Below are 14,836 nucleotides of genomic sequence, written 5' to 3' on the forward strand. Positions count from 1 at the left end.
CGTCGTACCTGACTGCCTATCCGGCCTGCGTGTGAGCACCGGATTCCCGATGCATCGCTCGCCACATGACCAGCACCAGCAACAAGCTGCAGCTAGGCAACGCCAGCCATACCCCGGGCACGCCCCACAGGGTCGAGAATCCCCACAAGAAACCGCCGATCAGCACCAGCTTGCCACCGGTGAGCAGGGAGGCGATGCGGGCCCGATTGATGGCCTGGAAATAGGTGGCCCCCACCAGCAACAAGCCCTCCATCGGCAGCCCCCAGAAGTAGAGCCAGATCCCGAGGCTCGCCACCGGCAAGAGAGCCGCGTTGTCGCCGGCAAACAGATAAACAGCCGCCTCCGGCCAAAAGTAGAGCGGTACCATACCGCACAGCGCGATGGCCACCGTCACGGTCAGTGCCAGATTGCGTACCCGCAACACCCGCTGCCAGTTGCCTGCTCCCGCATTGAAGCTGGCGATGGGCTGAATGCCCATGGCGATCCCCTCGAAGATGAGATAGAAGAACGCCTCGGTATAACTGATCACCCCGTAGGCAGCGACATGCAGGGAGGTGCCTACGGCCAGCAGCGCCTTGTTGTGCAGTGCCAGCACCACCGAGAGGTACAGGTACATCAGAAAGCTCGACACTCCGAGACGCAGCATCTCCCCCATCAGCCGCCAGTTTGGCATCAGGGTATCCCAACCAATCCGCAGCTTGCTGCGCGGGGTAAAGAAGTGCCACAGGCAGAGCCCGCCGGTCACCGCCTGGGAGAGCATGGTGGCAATGGCGGCACCTGCCAGTCCCCACGGAATTACAGCCATCAGCAGATAGTCAAGCAGCACATTGAGCAGGCCGCCACCGACCAGGATCCAGGTAGTGAGCCCCGGGCGCCCGTCATTGCGCAGCAGGGCGGTAAAGGCCATGGAGAGAATGGCAAAACCGCCGAGCCAGGCATACCAGTGCAGATAGGCCAGACCGGCGCTGAAAATCTCTCCTTCGGCCCCCATCCAGGCCAGCATGGTGTCGCCATGACGGATCCCGACGTAGGCAAGCAGCACCGCAGCCAGCAGCACCATCACCAGTGAATTGCCGACAATATGGCGGGCCTTCTGCTGCTCGCCGCGTCCCAGATGAAAGGAGACCAGGGCCGATGCGCCCATGCCTATCAGGGCGCCGACCGCATAGAGCACGGCACAAATCGGGTAAGCGAGCATCAGACCGGCAAGCCCGTCCTGACCCAGAATATGACCGACGAAGATGCCGTCTATGGTGACATAGATACCGGTGACCAGCATGGCGGCCACGGTCGGCGTAACGTAACGCCAGAAAAGGCGAGATAGCGGGGCAGTGCCCAGATCAACGGCTGACATATTTGGCCCAGTGCAGAAAAAGCGCTAGGGATAATAGCGAAACGGCAGCATGACTTCCTGTTATTTGTGTTACGAATCATTAATATAGACTGCTTTACCCAGCGCCAGGCCCTGCTTTAGGCTAGGACCACCCTTTCTGAACGGAAACGAGCCTCATGTTGCAACGCCTGCTCACCCTCTTGCTGCTCTCCCTTCTCTTGTTGCCGCCAGCCGTGCGCGCCGACGATGCCATTGCCCAGGCCGAATCCCTGTTGCAGAGCGTGCCCAAAAGCGACACCCCGGAAAACCAGAAGCTGCGGGAGAGCTACCAGCAGGCGCTGCAATTTGCCAGAGAGGCCGAGCGCTACCGGGAGCAGAGCAAAGCCTATCAGCAGATCCTCATCGATTACCCCAAGGAGTCGGCGCGCCTCAAGGAGAGCCTGCACAACTATCAGCCCGCAGCTCGCCCGCAGCTGGCGAGCCTCAAGGAGGAGGCGCTGCGCCAGGCCATAGGTCTGAGCAGCAACCGTCAGCTCAACCTGCGCAAGGAGCGGCAGGGGGTGATGGATAGCCTCAACCAGCTGGAGAGCACCGGGCAGGAGTATCACCTGCGGGTGGACGATCTGCGCAAACAGCTGCAACTGACCCGCAGCCAGCTGGAGCGACTGAGCTTCAGCAGCGAATCGGATCGCCAGCAGGAGGCACAGCTGCTGCTGACCAGAATGAAGGAGCAGAGCCTCTCCGACCGGATCCAGATGCTGGAGCTGGAGCAACTCTCGGCCCAGCAGCGCAACGATCTCGGCAAGCTGAGACTGCAGGAGCTCAATCTGGCTATCGCCGACGAGGATGAGTGGCAAGCCAGCCTGCTTACCCAGCAGAACCAGCTGCGTAGGGAGAAGACCGAGCAGGCGCTGGAGGAGAGCGAACGGCTGCGCAAACAGCTCACCACCGACATGCCGCTGCTGCTGGAGCAGCAACAGCAGAATCAGGCGCTCTCCATCCAGCTCGGCACGCTGGAGGATCAGATTGAGCGGGTGCAGGACGAACAGCGCACTGTCGACAAGAATCTGTTTGAACTGAATGAGCTGGTCAACTCGGTACGCGAACAGCTGGAGTGGCTGCAGATCAGTAATGCCTACGGCGAGAACCTGCGCAGCAAACTCTCCGATCTGCCTCCTCAGTTCCCCCTCGACAAGCTGGAGTCCGCCATCGTCAGCGCCCGCATGGCCAAGTACCAGTACGAGAGCGAGCAGGATGGGCTCAAGGATACCCGCCAGCTGCGCGACAAGCTGATGGCCGAAGAGGAGGTGACGCTCGATCGGCCGCAGCAAGCGGTGCTCGACAACCTGCTCAAGGCCCGGCGCCAGCTGCTGACCCGGCTCAACGACGCCTCAGACACCCTCATTCAGGAGCAGACCCGCCTCAAACTGCTCTACAGCCGTCAGAACAGCAAGATCGACGAGATCCGCGAAATAAGCGCCAGCCACCTGTTCTGGATGCCGGATGTGCGCCCCTTTACCCCACAGGTGATGATCGGTATTCCTGCCGCGCTGACACTGGCCTTCAACCCGGACAACTGGTTGCAACTGCCCTATGCCATCGCCGAGAACAGCCCGCTGAGCCTCACTCTGGCCGGTATTGGTCTGCTGGTGCTGGCCTGGAGCTGGTTCAAGTTGGCCCGTCACCTGAGCCTCTATTGCGACCATATTGCGCCGCGGATCGGCAAGGTAACTCAGGACAAATTCAGCCTCACCAGCCGCTTGCTGCTGCGCTCCCTGCTTGCCGCCCTCCCCTTGCCCGCCATGGTGCTGATGGTGCGCGGCCTGCTCGAAGGGGCCTGGCAATACCCGTTTGCGGTGGCTGTGGCGCGCGGCCTTGGCGAGATCTGGTTTCTGCTGCTGGCGTTGGTGATGGCCCGCCATCTGACACTGGAGAGGGGGATTTTGATCCACCACTTCCGCTGGCCCCGGGAACAGGTGCAAAAGGTATGGGGGCAGTTTCGCACCCTGCTGCTGGTGCTGATCCCGAGTTTCTTTGTGCAGGGGATGGCCAACAGCTATCAGGAGCACGCCTTCTACGACTCCCTCGGCCGGATGGCCTTCATGATCGGTGCACTCTGGCTGCTGCTCTTCTTTGCCCGTCTCAACCGGGAGCGATTGCCGCTCACCTGGGGCCAGACCGACATGACCAAGCCCCATCTGCTGCACCACTTCATCTGGAACAGCCTGATGCTGGCGCCGCTGCTGGCGGTGATCGGCGCCCTGTTTGGCTACTTCTATACCTCGCGCACCCTGCTGCGCCAGCTGGAGCTTAGCCTGCTGATGGGGCTGGGTTGCCTGCTGGTCTACTATCTGGCCAGACGCTGGATGCTGATCCAGCGCCGCCGCCTCGCCTTCGAGCGTGCCAAGAGCAAGCGGGCCGAGATCCTGGCCCAGCGCGGCCGGGAAGAGGGGCATGACGAGCTCAGCTCCGAGACCCCGGACGTGGTGGAAGAGACTGAGCTGGATCTCGATACCATCAGCGCCCAGTCGCTGGGACTGGTGCGCACCCTGCTGATGCTGGGATTCACCATGCTGGTGGTGGTGCAATGGTCGGATCTCAACTCCGCCTTCAGTTTCCTCAGCAATATCGAGGTATGGCAGGTGAGCAGCAAGATTGGCGGCATCGAGCAGCTCTCCGCCATCACCCTGCAGGATCTGATGCTGACCGCCTTCGTTTTCATTCTGACCGTGGTGACTGCCCGCAACCTGCCAGGACTGATGGAGCTGACCCTGCTGCAACACCTCAGCCTCTCCCCGGGTACCGGCTTTGCCCTCACGACCACCAGCAAGTATCTGGTGATCCTGATCGGCGCCCTCACCGGCTTCTCCATGCTCGGCATCGACTGGTCGAAGACCCAGTGGCTGGTCGCCGCCCTCTCGGTGGGGTTGGGTTTCGGTCTACAGGAGATCTTCGCCAACTTTGTCTCCGGCCTCATCATTCTGTTTGAGAAGCCGATCCGGCTCGGTGACACCGTCACCATCCGCGATCTCACCGGCACCGTCACCAAGATCAAGACCCGGGCCACCACCATAGTGGATTGGGATCGCAAGGAGATCATCGTGCCCAACAAGGCCTTCATCACCGAGCAGTTCATCAACTGGTCGCTCTCCGATGCCATCACCCGGGTCAAACTGCGGATCCGGATCGGCCTGACCCGGGATCCGAAACTGGTGCAGCGCATTCTGGAAGAGTCCATCCAGGCATCGACCCTGGTATTGGAGACGCCGACGCCCGAGGTCTTCCTGATCGAATTCACCGACTCGGCACTGATCTACGAGATCCGCCTCTACGTCAACAACATGGATCACCGGATGCCCATCACTCACGAGGTTCACTCGCTGGTGCTGGAGAAGATGCAGCAGCAGGGACTTACCCTGCCCCATCAACAGATCGACATTCACCTGAGCCGCGGCTGATCCGCGAGGTAAAAGGAGCAGAACATGCAGATTATTGCCCATCGTGGCGCCAGCGGTCTGGCACCGGAGAACACCCTCAAGGCGATGGCAAAAGCACTGACGCTGGGAGTCAGTGCCATCGAACTGGATGTACAGGCAGCAGATGACGAGTTATGGGTATTTCACGATCGGAGGCTGGAGCGTTGTACCAACGGCAAGGGGGTGCTGACTGAACAATCACGAGCCTATCTGGAGCAACTCGATGCCGGTGAGGGAGAGGTGATCCCGACCCTGTGGCAAGTGATGGAGATTATCGCCGGACGCTGCGAGCTGCATATCGAGCTCAAGGGTGCCGATACCGCTAACGCAGTGGCATCCCTGACCCGAAGGGCAGAGGCCGAGCTTGGTTTTACCCCAGAGCAGTGGGTGGTTTCGTCCTTCCATCACCCGGAGCTGGCCCGATTTGCCGCCTTGCGGCCCGATATCCGCCTCGGCGCCCTGACCGCCAATCTGCCACTCAACCTGGCGCTGTTTGCTGATGAGCTGGGGGCCTGGTCACTTAACTGCGACGTGGATTTTGTCGACCGGATACTGGTGGAAGATGCACATCAACGCGGATTAAGGGTTCTAGTTTATACCGTTGATTATCATGAAGATTATGAAAAACTAGCCAGCATGGGGGTCGATGGAATCTTCACCAATCGTCCAGATCGTTTCCTGTAGCCACCTGACAAGGATACACATATGGATAAGCTCTGATTTAGGCACTAACTTTAAATAGCTGATCGGGATACAAAGAGTTCAACTTCAGCCGATAAGAACAGGCACATAACAATAACCAGTTTCCACACACTCAGACTGACGCTCACAAGGATGTAACTATGAACTTATCGATTAAAAACAAGCTGGTCCTGGCTATCGGGGTCATCATTCTGGTGATCACCGGGATACAGGTCTGGTACAACACCTCGCAACTGCGCAGCGAAACCCAGCGGCTGGTCTGGAATATCATCGACGAAAGCTCCATGGCCAACGTCAAGGGGATCTCCCGCTGGGTTGACTCCCGTATCGCCATCGTCAGCACCACCAAGGAGGCTTTCACCAAAGAGGATGAACCCATCAGCCATCTGGCCCAATCCATGAATGCAGGTGGATTCGACCTGGTCTATGCCGGTACTGCCGATGGCAAGATGATCCAGAGCAAGCCCACCAACCTCCCTGCCGGTTATGACCCCCGTCAACGCCCCTGGTACAAGGATGCGATGGCAGCTGGCAAACTGGTCATTACTGCCCCTTATGCGGATATCTCTACCGGACAACTGATTGTCACCATTGCCGAGCCGTTCCAGCGCGGCAACACTCAGGGCGTCATCGCCGGTGACGTATCCATCAGCGCCCTTATCTCGGATATTCTGGCAGTCACTACCGAGGGCACCTACGCCATTCTGGTAGACAGTAATGGCACCATCATCGCCCACCCGGATGCCTCGTTGAGTCTCAAGTCTGCCACCGCACTGGCCCCTGAATTGACCGCTTCTTACATCAACCAGATCGCCCATGACGGCATGATCAACGAGCTGGTGATCAGTGGCAAGAAAGAGGTCTTTGACTTCAACGCAATCCCCAATACCAACTGGTATTACGGCATGATGGTGGATGAGGAGACCGCCTATCAGTCGGTGCGCAGCATGGTCACCTCCTCCCTCATCCAGGGGCTTATCACCATACTGATCGTGGCTGGCTTCTCCTATGTCGCCATCAATGGTTCACTGGCACCCCTGAAAACCCTGGGCGAAGCGATTGCCGATCTCTCACGCGGCAACGGTGATCTGACCCGCCGCATCAAGATCGAGCGGGAAGACGAGGTGGGCGCGGTTGCCAAGCACGTCAACACCTTCATCGACCGGATCCATGTGATGGTGCAGGATATCTCCAACTCCTCGACCCAGCTTAATCAGCAGGCCAAATCCTCCCACAGCATGGCGGAGAAGGCGAATCAGGGGCTGGCACGTCAGCAAAACGAAATCTCCCAGATCGCTACTGCAGTACACGAGATGTCGGCCACAGCCGTTGAAGTGGCAAGCAACGCCGAACAGACCGCCGAAGCAGCCCGCTCTTCTAGCAGCAGTTGCGAACATGGCAAGCAGGTGATCGCCCGCAACCAGCGCTCCATCACCGATCTGGCCACCCAGGTGGAACAGGCCTCCAACATCATTCAGGAACTGGAGAAAAACGCTCAGGAGATCAACACCATCCTCTCCACCATTCAGGGCATCGCCGAACAGACCAACCTGCTGGCACTCAACGCAGCTATCGAAGCAGCCCGTGCAGGCGAACAGGGCCGGGGTTTCGCTGTGGTGGCAGACGAAGTGCGGGTGCTGTCACAGCGTACCCATAGCTCCACCGTCGAGATCCGCAGCATGATCGAGACCCTGCAGCGCAATACCCAGGGGGCAGTCAGCACCATGCATGAAGGACAGCTGCTGGCCCAGAACAGCGTGGATGATGCCAACAACGCCACCCAGGCGCTGGAACAGATCACCTCCTCCATCAATCAGATCTCCGACATGGCGACCCAGATATCCAGCGCGGCGGAAGAGCAACGAGCGGTGACCGACGAGGTCAGCCGCAACATTCAGGCGGTGAAAGATGTCTCGGATGAACTGGCGGTAGATGCGGACAGCTCACGCCATCTCTCTGAACAACTTAAAAATATTTCGGGTGAACTGAGCAATCAGGTCGGCATGTTCCGCATTTGAGCATGAGCAAAAGGGGCCGTTCAGGCCCCTTTTATTTTTCTAAATAGCGCTTAATTTTCAGTGGGTAATCTCACATTACCAGCCAAATACCCCGCCTTGAAATCCTTGAAATTCGTCTGGAATTATCAGATCACCGCCGTGGTCACCGCCGCACTTCGGATTACCTATTTCTATCCGAGCAGATAAATGCCAATAATTCTCATTAAAAAATTACAATAAAAAACTTAAAATTTTTTTCGCGAGTACCTAAAAAGAGAGGTGATTCGCATTTTATTGAAAGAAAACTACGTACAATCCAGAAGTTAAAGTGCTCGTAGCTAGGTGTTCAACTGCTCAGTAACACCAAAAAATGACGATAATAACGACATTTTCATCCAGGGATTTGGGTGTTTTATAGAAAAATAACCAATAAAAAGGGAATAAAACCTAGCAGTTTGACTTGCATCAAGCCTGAATTTTTTTCATAGAGCAAAATCGTGCCCAGCAAATCTATCCCTAAGGAGGCAGATGTGGATATTATCAAGACCGATGTGGCCATCATCGGTGCTGGCGGTACCGGCTTACGCGCCGCTATCGCTATAGCCGAATCACAGCCAGACCTGGACATCGCCCTGATTTCCAAGGTTTACCCGATGCGCAGCCACACGGTTGCTGCCGAAGGCGGCGCCGCCGGTGTCGTCCGTGATGACGACTCCCTCGAAAACCACTTCAACGACACCGTCTCCGGTGGTGACTGGCTGTGCGAGCAGGACGTAGTGGAATACTTCGTCAACAACGCAACCAAAGAGATGATCCAGCTGGAGCACTGGGGTTGCCCCTGGAGCCGCAAGCCGGATGGCAAAGCCAACGTGCGTCCGTTTGGTGGCATGAAGGTTCCCCGTACCTGGTTCGCCGCAGACAAGTCCGGTTTCCATATTCTGCACACCCTGTTCCAGACCTCCGTCAAACACCCGAGCATCAAGCGCTTCGACGAGCATTTCTGTCTTGATCTGATCGTGGACGACGGCCGTGTTCAGGGCGTACTGACCTTCGACATCCAGAACGGTATCACCCGCTTCATCCAGGCCAAATCCGTGATCGTGGCAACCGGCGGCGCTGGCCGTGTCTATCGCTACAACACCAACGGTGGCATAGTCACCGGCGACGGCATGGCACTGGCCTACCGTCACGGCGTACCGCTGCGTGATATGGAGTTCGTCCAGTATCACCCGACCGGTCTGCCGGGCACCGGCATCCTGATGACTGAAGGTTGTCGTGGTGAGGGTGGCGTCCTGCTGAACAAGGATGGCTACCGCTACCTGCAAGACTACGGCTTGGGCCCGGAAACCCCGATTGGCCAGCCGAAGAGCAAATACATGGAACTGGGTCCGCGCGATCGCGTTTCCCAGGCATTCTGGCAAGAGCAGCAGAAAGGCCGCGTCATTCAGGGCCCGATGGGCGATGTGGTTCACCTCGACCTGCGTCACCTTGGCGAGAAGTACCTGAAAGAGCGTCTGCCGTTCATCTGCGAACTGGCCAAAGCCTACGTCAACGTGGATCCGGCCAAAGAGCCTATCCCGGTACGTCCGACTGCCCACTACACCATGGGTGGTATCGAGACTGACAACAAGTGTGCCACCCGTCTGCCCGGCCTCTACGCCGCGGGCGAATGTGCCTCCGTCGGTCTGCACGGTGCGAACCGTCTGGGTTCCAACTCCCTGTCCGAGATCGTGGTATTCGGCAAGCTGGCAGGTGAGCAGGCCGGTGAATTTGCCAAGACTCAGAAGCATGGCAACACCGAAGCGCTGGCCGCCAAGGCCGAGGCGCTCATCAAGCAGCACCTCTCCCTGATGGACGTAGACGGTACCGAAAACCCGGCCGATATCCGCAACGAACTGGGCATGTCCATGGAAGCCGGTGTCGGTATCTACCGTACCGAAGAGCTGATGCAGGGCACCATCGACAAGATCAACGAGCTGAAAGCCCGTTACAAGAAGGTCAAGATCAACGACAAGTCCTCTGTCTTCAACACCGATCTGCTGTACGCCATCGAACTGGGTTACATGCTGGACGTGGCTGAAGCCATGGCGCACTCCGCTATCAATCGTAAAGAGTCCCGCGGTTCCCACCAGCGTCTGGATGGTTACGAAGAGCGCGATGACGTGAACTTCCTCAAGCACACGCTCTCGTTCTACAAAAATGGCGAAACGCCCTCCATCGATTACTCCGATGTGAAGATCACTAAGTCCCAGCCGGCAAAACGCGTGTACGGCTCCGAGGGTGAGAAACAAGACGAGGCTAAGAAGAATGGCTGAGATGATTGAAATTGAGATCCTGCGCTACCGTCCGGAACAGGATAACGAGCCTTGGATGCAAACCTTCCAGGTGCCATACCAGAGAGAGATGTCTCTGCTGGACGCCCTGCAGTACATCAAGGATCACCTGGACTCTACCCTGAGCTTCCGCTGGTCCTGCCGGATGGCGATCTGCGGCTCTTGCGGCATGATGGTCAACGGTGTGCCCAAGCTGGGTTGCAAGGCGTTCCTGCGCGACTACCTGCCGGGCAAGATGACCGTCGAGCCGCTCAACAACTTCCCGATCGAGCGCGATCTGGTGGTCGACATGTCCGACTTCATCGAGAAGCTGGAGAGCATCAAGCCGTACATCATCCCGAGCGAGCCGCGCAGCCTGTGTGATGGCGAGTACATCCAGACTCCGGCCCAGATGGCGCAGTACAAGCAGTTCTCCCAGTGCATCAACTGTGGTCTCTGCTACGCGGCCTGCCCGCAGTACGGCATCAACAAGAAGTTCACCGGTCCGGCGGCACTGGCTCTGGCCTATCGCTACAACGTCGACAACCGTGATGCCGGCGCCAAAGAGCGTATGCGCATCATCAGCCAGGACGAAGGCGTCTGGGGCTGTACCTTCGTGGGCTACTGCTCCGAAGTGTGCCCGAAAGGCGTCGATCCGGCGGCGGCCATCCAGCTTGGCAAGGTCGAAAGCGCCAAGGACTACATGATCGCCATGTTCAAGCCAGATTGAGAGCAGGATTGAGACCATGAACAACACTGATAGCAAACGTAAACCTTACGTCCGCGAAATGAAGAAAGACTGGTGGCTGAAGAACGCCTTCTACACCGGTTACATGATCCGTGAAGGCACCAGTATCTTCGTCTCCATCTACGCCGTTGTGCTGATGTGGGGCCTGATGCGCCTGGTTCAGGGTCAGGAAGCGTTCAACGGCTGGCTGGAATCCCTGCAAAGCCCGATCGCTATCCTGTTCCATGTCGTCGCTCTGGCGGCGTGCCTGTTCCATGCCAAAACCTGGTTCGCCCTGGCGCCGAAAGCCATGCGTATCTTCCGTGGTGAAGACCTGGTACCGGAGAAGCCGATCGTTCTCGCCCAGTATGTGGCGCTGGCGGTGGTGTCCCTGCTTGTCCTGATCATCGTGGCCTGAGGAGAAAACAATGAGACGTTCTGACGAACCAATTTACTGGGGTCTGTTTGGTGCGGGTGGCATGGTCGTTGCCATGCTGCTGCCGGTCATTGTCCTCATCACCGGTCTGCTGGTGCCCATGGGCATCATGGACGTGGAAACCATGAGCTATGACCGCGTGCACGCGTTCGCCAGCTCCTGGTGGGGTGCCTGCATCCTGCTGGTGATCATCGCCCTGCCAGTCTGGCACGGCATGCACCGTATCTACCACGGTCTGCACGATCTGGGGATCCACACCACCAAGCTGCACCACTATGTGTTCTATGGCTTTGCCTTCCTGGTATCTGCCATTAGTGTCGGCCTGCTGATGGTACTGGTACTCCAGTAATCACATCTGACTGATTGACCAAACCGGGCCTCGTGCCCGGTTTTTTATTGCCCCGCTATCCCGCCCCTGCTTTTTATTCACTCAAACAATTCGATAAAAACCAGATTATCGTCCAATCATATGGCGATCACAGTCACATAACCCCAATACATTCGTCATTTGTAGCAAACCATTTTGACCACCATCAATTTAGTGACATTCATATCAATTATAATTATTCAGATTAAATAATTATTCATATGGAGCTAGCTAATGACAGACAAAACACGCTCGGTGAGCATAGGCAGTTACCTGGCACTGGCCTTCGCCGTGGTCTTCTTCTCCGGACTGTTGCAATCCGGCGAGTGGTACGGGGTATTCGATTTCACCACGCTGAACGGCTCGTTCGGCACCATGGTCCAGAGCGTCAGCGAGAATGGTGACGGCATCAAGACCGCCATGACCGACATGCGCGGCAAGGGGGGCAACGGGGCGAGAGACGGCTTTCTGTTCGCCCTGACCCTGATCCCCACCGTGATGTTCGCCCTCGGCATGATCAATGTGCTGGAACACTACGGCGCGCTGGAAGCGGCCCGCAAGTTGCTGACCCCGCTGCTGCGCCCGCTGATGGGGATCCCGGGCAACACCGGCCTCGCCCTTATTGCCTCCCTGCAGAGTACCGATGCCGGTGCCGCCATGACCCGTCAGCTCAAGGATGAAGGGCTCATCACCAAGCGTGAAACCGACGTATTCACCATGTTCCAGTTCTCCGCTGGTGCCACCATCGTCAACTTCTTCTCCTCCGGCGCCGTGCTGTTCACCCTGACACTGGCAGATGGTAGCCCGGCGGTCAGCTCCTCCATCGGTCTGGCTGTCATCGTGATGTTCGCCTTCAAATTTGTCGGGGCCAACCTGTTCCGGGTCTACCTCAATATGAGCGAAGGCAAGCAGACCGATAACAACACCCAGCAGACCCTCAACACTCAGGAGCAAGCCAAATGAGCCAGGCCAACATCAAGAAACCCATCGTCACCGATATCTTCGTCGAAGGGGCCAAGAAGGGCTGGGTCATCGCCACCACCTCCACCGTACCCAACGTACTGATGGCCTTCGTCATCATCAAGGCGCTGCAGATCACCGGCGCGCTGGATGCCATGGGCGCCATTTTCTCCCCCGTCATGGCCATCTTCGGGTTGCCCGGTGAGGCGGCAGCCGTGCTGATCGGCGCCTGGATGTCGATGGGCGGTGCAGTCGGTGTGGTCATCACCCTGTTCGATCAGGGGATCCTCAACGGCACCCACATCGCCATTCTGGCGCCAGCCATCTACCTGATGGGATCCCAGGTGCAGTACATGGGCCGCATCCTCGGCTGCATCGGTACCGAAGGGCGTTACATCCCCATCATGGTCGCCATCTCGGTACTCAACGCCTTCGGCGCCATGCTGGTGATGAACATCCTTCTCTGACCCGAACCTGATAGTGGAGCAAGCAATGACTTTTTCTCTGGATCAATACCTGACCGAACTGGCCCCGCTGATCAATCTGGATTGCGGATCCCTGCACCAGCCGGGCATTGCGGCAGTGGCCGACCTGATGGCTGCCAAATATGAGGCGATGGGCGGCTGGCAGATCAAGCGGGTCGACTGTGGCGCAGCCGGGGTGGGACTGGAGATCCGCAACCAGCCTGATGCGGCGCAGATCGATGTAATGCTGATCGGCCATATGGATACCGTCTTCCCCCTCGGTACCGCCGCTGCCCGCCCGATGAGCATCGATGGTGAGCGCGCTTACGGCCCCGGTGTCTCCGACATGAAATCCGGCCTGCTCAACATCGTCTATGCCCTGCGTGAACTGCCCCGCGAGGTGCGCGATCGCCTGAGCATCTGCGTCTGCATGAACCCGGATGAGGAGATTGGCTCCCTGCACTCCAGCGACTGGCTGGCAATGGTGGCCAAACAGGCAAAACAGGTGCTGGTGGCCGAAGCGGCCCGCGCAGATGGCTCGCTGGTCAAGGCGCGTAAGGGGATGGCCCGTTATCGCATCGATTTCACCGGCAAGGCGGCTCACGCAGGCAACGAACCGCAGAAGGGGCGCAGCGCCATCACCGAGCTGGGCCACTGGATCCTGGCTATCAACGCCCTGACCAACTTCGAGAGCGGCACCACCCTCAACATCGGTATTGTCGAGGGGGGCAATGGCGCCAACATAGTGCCGGCCCATGCCAGCGCTGTGGTAGACGTCCGTTTCTGGGACAATCAGGAGTACCACCAGATCAACGATCATCTGCTGACCCTGGCCTCGCGGCCGCATCTGGACGGCGTCACCATCCAGCTGACCCGCGAGGCCCACAAACCGGCCATGGTGCCATCAGAAGGCACTCTGGCGCTGATGCAGCTGGTGGAGGAGTGTGGCGCCGAACTGGGACTGCCAATCAGCTGGCAGGAGGTGGGGGGCGGCTCTGATGCCAACCTGACCGCCGCCCTCGGCATTCCCACTCTGGATGGTCTGGGCCCCATCGGTGCCGGTTTCCACAGTGACGAGGAGTATCTGGATCTGGCCAGCATAGCCCCGCGCATCGAGCTGCTGGTGAAGGTACTGACCCGTCTGGCAGACTGACAAGCTCTCACGTAAAAAAGGGCCAGCCGGTTTGCACCGGCTGGCCCTCTGTTTATCTGCTCCCCAGAATGACAGCACCCCTTCGCTATTACTCCATTGGCGGCAAGAAACGGCGCATCACCTCGTCGGCATGCCCCCCTTCCTGAAACGCCACCAGCGACTGATTGAGGATGTTCACCAACTGGTGGCCGCGGGGGGAACCCTTGCTCACCAGCAGATAGAACCCCTTGCGGCTGGGCAGGGCAAGATTGAGCAAACCGCTCTCGCTGCGGTAGATGCCAAGGCTGATGTCTGCCACCAGAGGTTCGATTTCGCTTGGCAGAAAGTCGCAGCGATCCCGCTCCAGCATGTCGAGCGCCTGCTGCAACTGTTTGACCCGGCGTGGCTCCTGCGCAAGCCCGTAGGGGGTGTAGTTGTAGCCAATCACCCCGCACACCCGGGAACGATTGACCGTCTGCAGATCCGGCGGTTCGGGGTAGCGGCGCTTGAGATAGAAGAAACCGAGGTGGGTGTAATAGAGGGGTACGCTATAGAAGGCAAACTCGGCCCGCTCCGGCTTGTAGCTGGCATCCCAGGTCAGCTCGCACAGACCGTTCTGGTGATAATCCGCCAGCTCCTGCTGCACCCGCGCCCAGGGCAGATAGCGGATCTGGTGCGAGAGCCCGCTCTGTTGCAGGGCATCGAGCACCAGCGTCGTCGCCGAACCGGTCAGGCGGCTGGTATCGGGCACTCCGTCCTTGCGCTCCCAGTAGGTAAAGGGGGCCCACTCGTTGCCCTCCCCCAGACAGATCTTCACTGGCGGCTCTTGCCCCCATAGCGCGGGGGACAAGATAGCCATCGCCAATCCCGCCCACCATGTTCCTGCTCGTTTCATCTCCCGCTCCCGAACTGTTTATCCCTCTTGCAGCT

At 58.5% G+C, this 14,836-nt stretch carries 12 protein-coding genes; 10 read left to right on the top strand and 2 right to left on the bottom strand.

What is annotated here, in order from left to right; genetic code table 11:
- Positions 1 to 16: 16 nt before the first annotated feature.
- Complete coding sequence (locus tag G5315_RS03475) at positions 17 to 1,354, bottom strand: MATE family efflux transporter (protein ID WP_266134316.1); 1,338 nt, start codon at positions 1,352 to 1,354, stop codon at positions 17 to 19.
- 155 nt (positions 1,355 to 1,509) lie between these two features.
- On the opposite strand from G5315_RS03475, the gene mscM reads away from it, so the two are divergent.
- The 10 genes from mscM to G5315_RS03525 all read left to right on the top strand — a co-directional run bounded on the left by mscM (position 1,510) and on the right by G5315_RS03525 (position 13,927).
- Entirely contained in the window at positions 1,510 to 4,791 is a 3,282-nt protein-coding gene (mscM, locus tag G5315_RS03480; RefSeq protein ID WP_421332448.1) for a miniconductance mechanosensitive channel MscM, read from the top strand.
- Between the two features lie 24 nt (positions 4,792 to 4,815).
- Positions 4,816 to 5,493: a glycerophosphodiester phosphodiesterase gene (locus tag G5315_RS03485; protein ID WP_216953048.1), complete on the top strand. Its 678-nt coding sequence runs from the start codon at positions 4,816 to 4,818 to the stop codon at positions 5,491 to 5,493.
- Between the two features lie 158 nt (positions 5,494 to 5,651).
- A complete protein-coding gene (locus G5315_RS03490) occupies positions 5,652 to 7,529 on the top strand; it encodes a methyl-accepting chemotaxis protein (protein WP_266134319.1) in 1,878 nt (625 codons plus the stop codon).
- Between the two features lie 509 nt (positions 7,530 to 8,038).
- Positions 8,039 to 9,823 carry a fumarate reductase (quinol) flavoprotein subunit gene (gene frdA, locus G5315_RS03495; RefSeq protein ID WP_421332450.1) on the top strand — a complete coding sequence of 595 codons (1,785 nt, stop codon included), beginning with the start codon at positions 8,039 to 8,041 and terminating at the stop codon, positions 9,821 to 9,823.
- Entirely contained in the window at positions 9,816 to 10,550 is a 735-nt protein-coding gene (locus tag G5315_RS03500; RefSeq protein WP_005335057.1) for a succinate dehydrogenase/fumarate reductase iron-sulfur subunit, read from the top strand. The genes frdA and G5315_RS03500 overlap by 8 nt, the downstream gene beginning before the upstream one ends.
- A 16-nt stretch (positions 10,551 to 10,566) precedes the next feature.
- Positions 10,567 to 10,965, top strand: coding sequence for a hypothetical protein (locus tag G5315_RS03505; protein WP_005335058.1), 399 nt, complete (start codon positions 10,567 to 10,569; stop codon positions 10,963 to 10,965).
- 10 nt (positions 10,966 to 10,975) lie between these two features.
- Positions 10,976 to 11,332, top strand: a complete 357-nt coding sequence (gene frdD, locus G5315_RS03510; protein ID WP_005335059.1) for a fumarate reductase subunit FrdD — start codon at positions 10,976 to 10,978, stop codon at positions 11,330 to 11,332.
- Between the two features lie 252 nt (positions 11,333 to 11,584).
- Entirely contained in the window at positions 11,585 to 12,313 is a 729-nt protein-coding gene (locus G5315_RS03515) for a nucleoside recognition domain-containing protein (RefSeq protein WP_005335061.1), read from the top strand.
- Positions 12,310 to 12,777 carry a YjiG family protein gene (locus tag G5315_RS03520; protein WP_005335063.1) on the top strand — a complete coding sequence of 156 codons (468 nt, stop codon included), beginning with the start codon at positions 12,310 to 12,312 and terminating at the stop codon, positions 12,775 to 12,777. The genes G5315_RS03515 and G5315_RS03520 overlap by 4 nt, the downstream gene beginning before the upstream one ends.
- 25 nt (positions 12,778 to 12,802) lie before the next feature.
- A complete protein-coding gene (locus G5315_RS03525; protein ID WP_421332451.1) occupies positions 12,803 to 13,927 on the top strand; it encodes a M20 family metallopeptidase in 1,125 nt (374 codons plus the stop codon).
- Between the two features lie 88 nt (positions 13,928 to 14,015).
- On the opposite strand, the gene G5315_RS03530 is transcribed toward G5315_RS03525, so the two are convergent.
- Positions 14,016 to 14,765: a substrate-binding periplasmic protein gene (locus tag G5315_RS03530; RefSeq protein WP_421332453.1), complete on the bottom strand. Its 750-nt coding sequence runs from the start codon at positions 14,763 to 14,765 to the stop codon at positions 14,016 to 14,018.
- Positions 14,766 to 14,836: the final 71 nt, after the last annotated feature.

The sequence above is a fragment of the Aeromonas sp. 603607 genome (assembly GCF_049171595.1).
GTDB lineage: Bacteria > Pseudomonadota > Gammaproteobacteria > Enterobacterales > Aeromonadaceae > Aeromonas > Aeromonas veronii.

What these genes read in the sequence shown, in the direction of transcription:
- G5315_RS03475 (WP_266134316.1), bottom strand. Translation starts at nt 1,354, where the DNA reads ATGTCAGCCGTTGATCTGGGCACTGCCCCGCTATCTCGCCTTTTCTGG.
- mscM (WP_421332448.1), top strand. Translation starts at nt 1,510, where the DNA reads ATGTTGCAACGCCTGCTCACCCTCTTGCTGCTCTCCCTTCTCTTGTTG.
- G5315_RS03485 (WP_216953048.1), top strand. Translation starts at nt 4,816, where the DNA reads ATGCAGATTATTGCCCATCGTGGCGCCAGCGGTCTGGCACCGGAGAAC.
- G5315_RS03490 (WP_266134319.1), top strand. Translation starts at nt 5,652, where the DNA reads ATGAACTTATCGATTAAAAACAAGCTGGTCCTGGCTATCGGGGTCATC.
- G5315_RS03500 (WP_005335057.1), top strand. Translation starts at nt 9,816, where the DNA reads ATGGCTGAGATGATTGAAATTGAGATCCTGCGCTACCGTCCGGAACAG.
- G5315_RS03505 (WP_005335058.1), top strand. Translation starts at nt 10,567, where the DNA reads ATGAACAACACTGATAGCAAACGTAAACCTTACGTCCGCGAAATGAAG.
- frdD (WP_005335059.1), top strand. Translation starts at nt 10,976, where the DNA reads ATGAGACGTTCTGACGAACCAATTTACTGGGGTCTGTTTGGTGCGGGT.
- G5315_RS03515 (WP_005335061.1), top strand. Translation starts at nt 11,585, where the DNA reads ATGACAGACAAAACACGCTCGGTGAGCATAGGCAGTTACCTGGCACTG.
- G5315_RS03520 (WP_005335063.1), top strand. Translation starts at nt 12,310, where the DNA reads ATGAGCCAGGCCAACATCAAGAAACCCATCGTCACCGATATCTTCGTC.
- G5315_RS03525 (WP_421332451.1), top strand. Translation starts at nt 12,803, where the DNA reads ATGACTTTTTCTCTGGATCAATACCTGACCGAACTGGCCCCGCTGATC.
- G5315_RS03530 (WP_421332453.1), bottom strand. Translation starts at nt 14,765, where the DNA reads ATGGCTATCTTGTCCCCCGCGCTATGGGGGCAAGAGCCGCCAGTGAAG.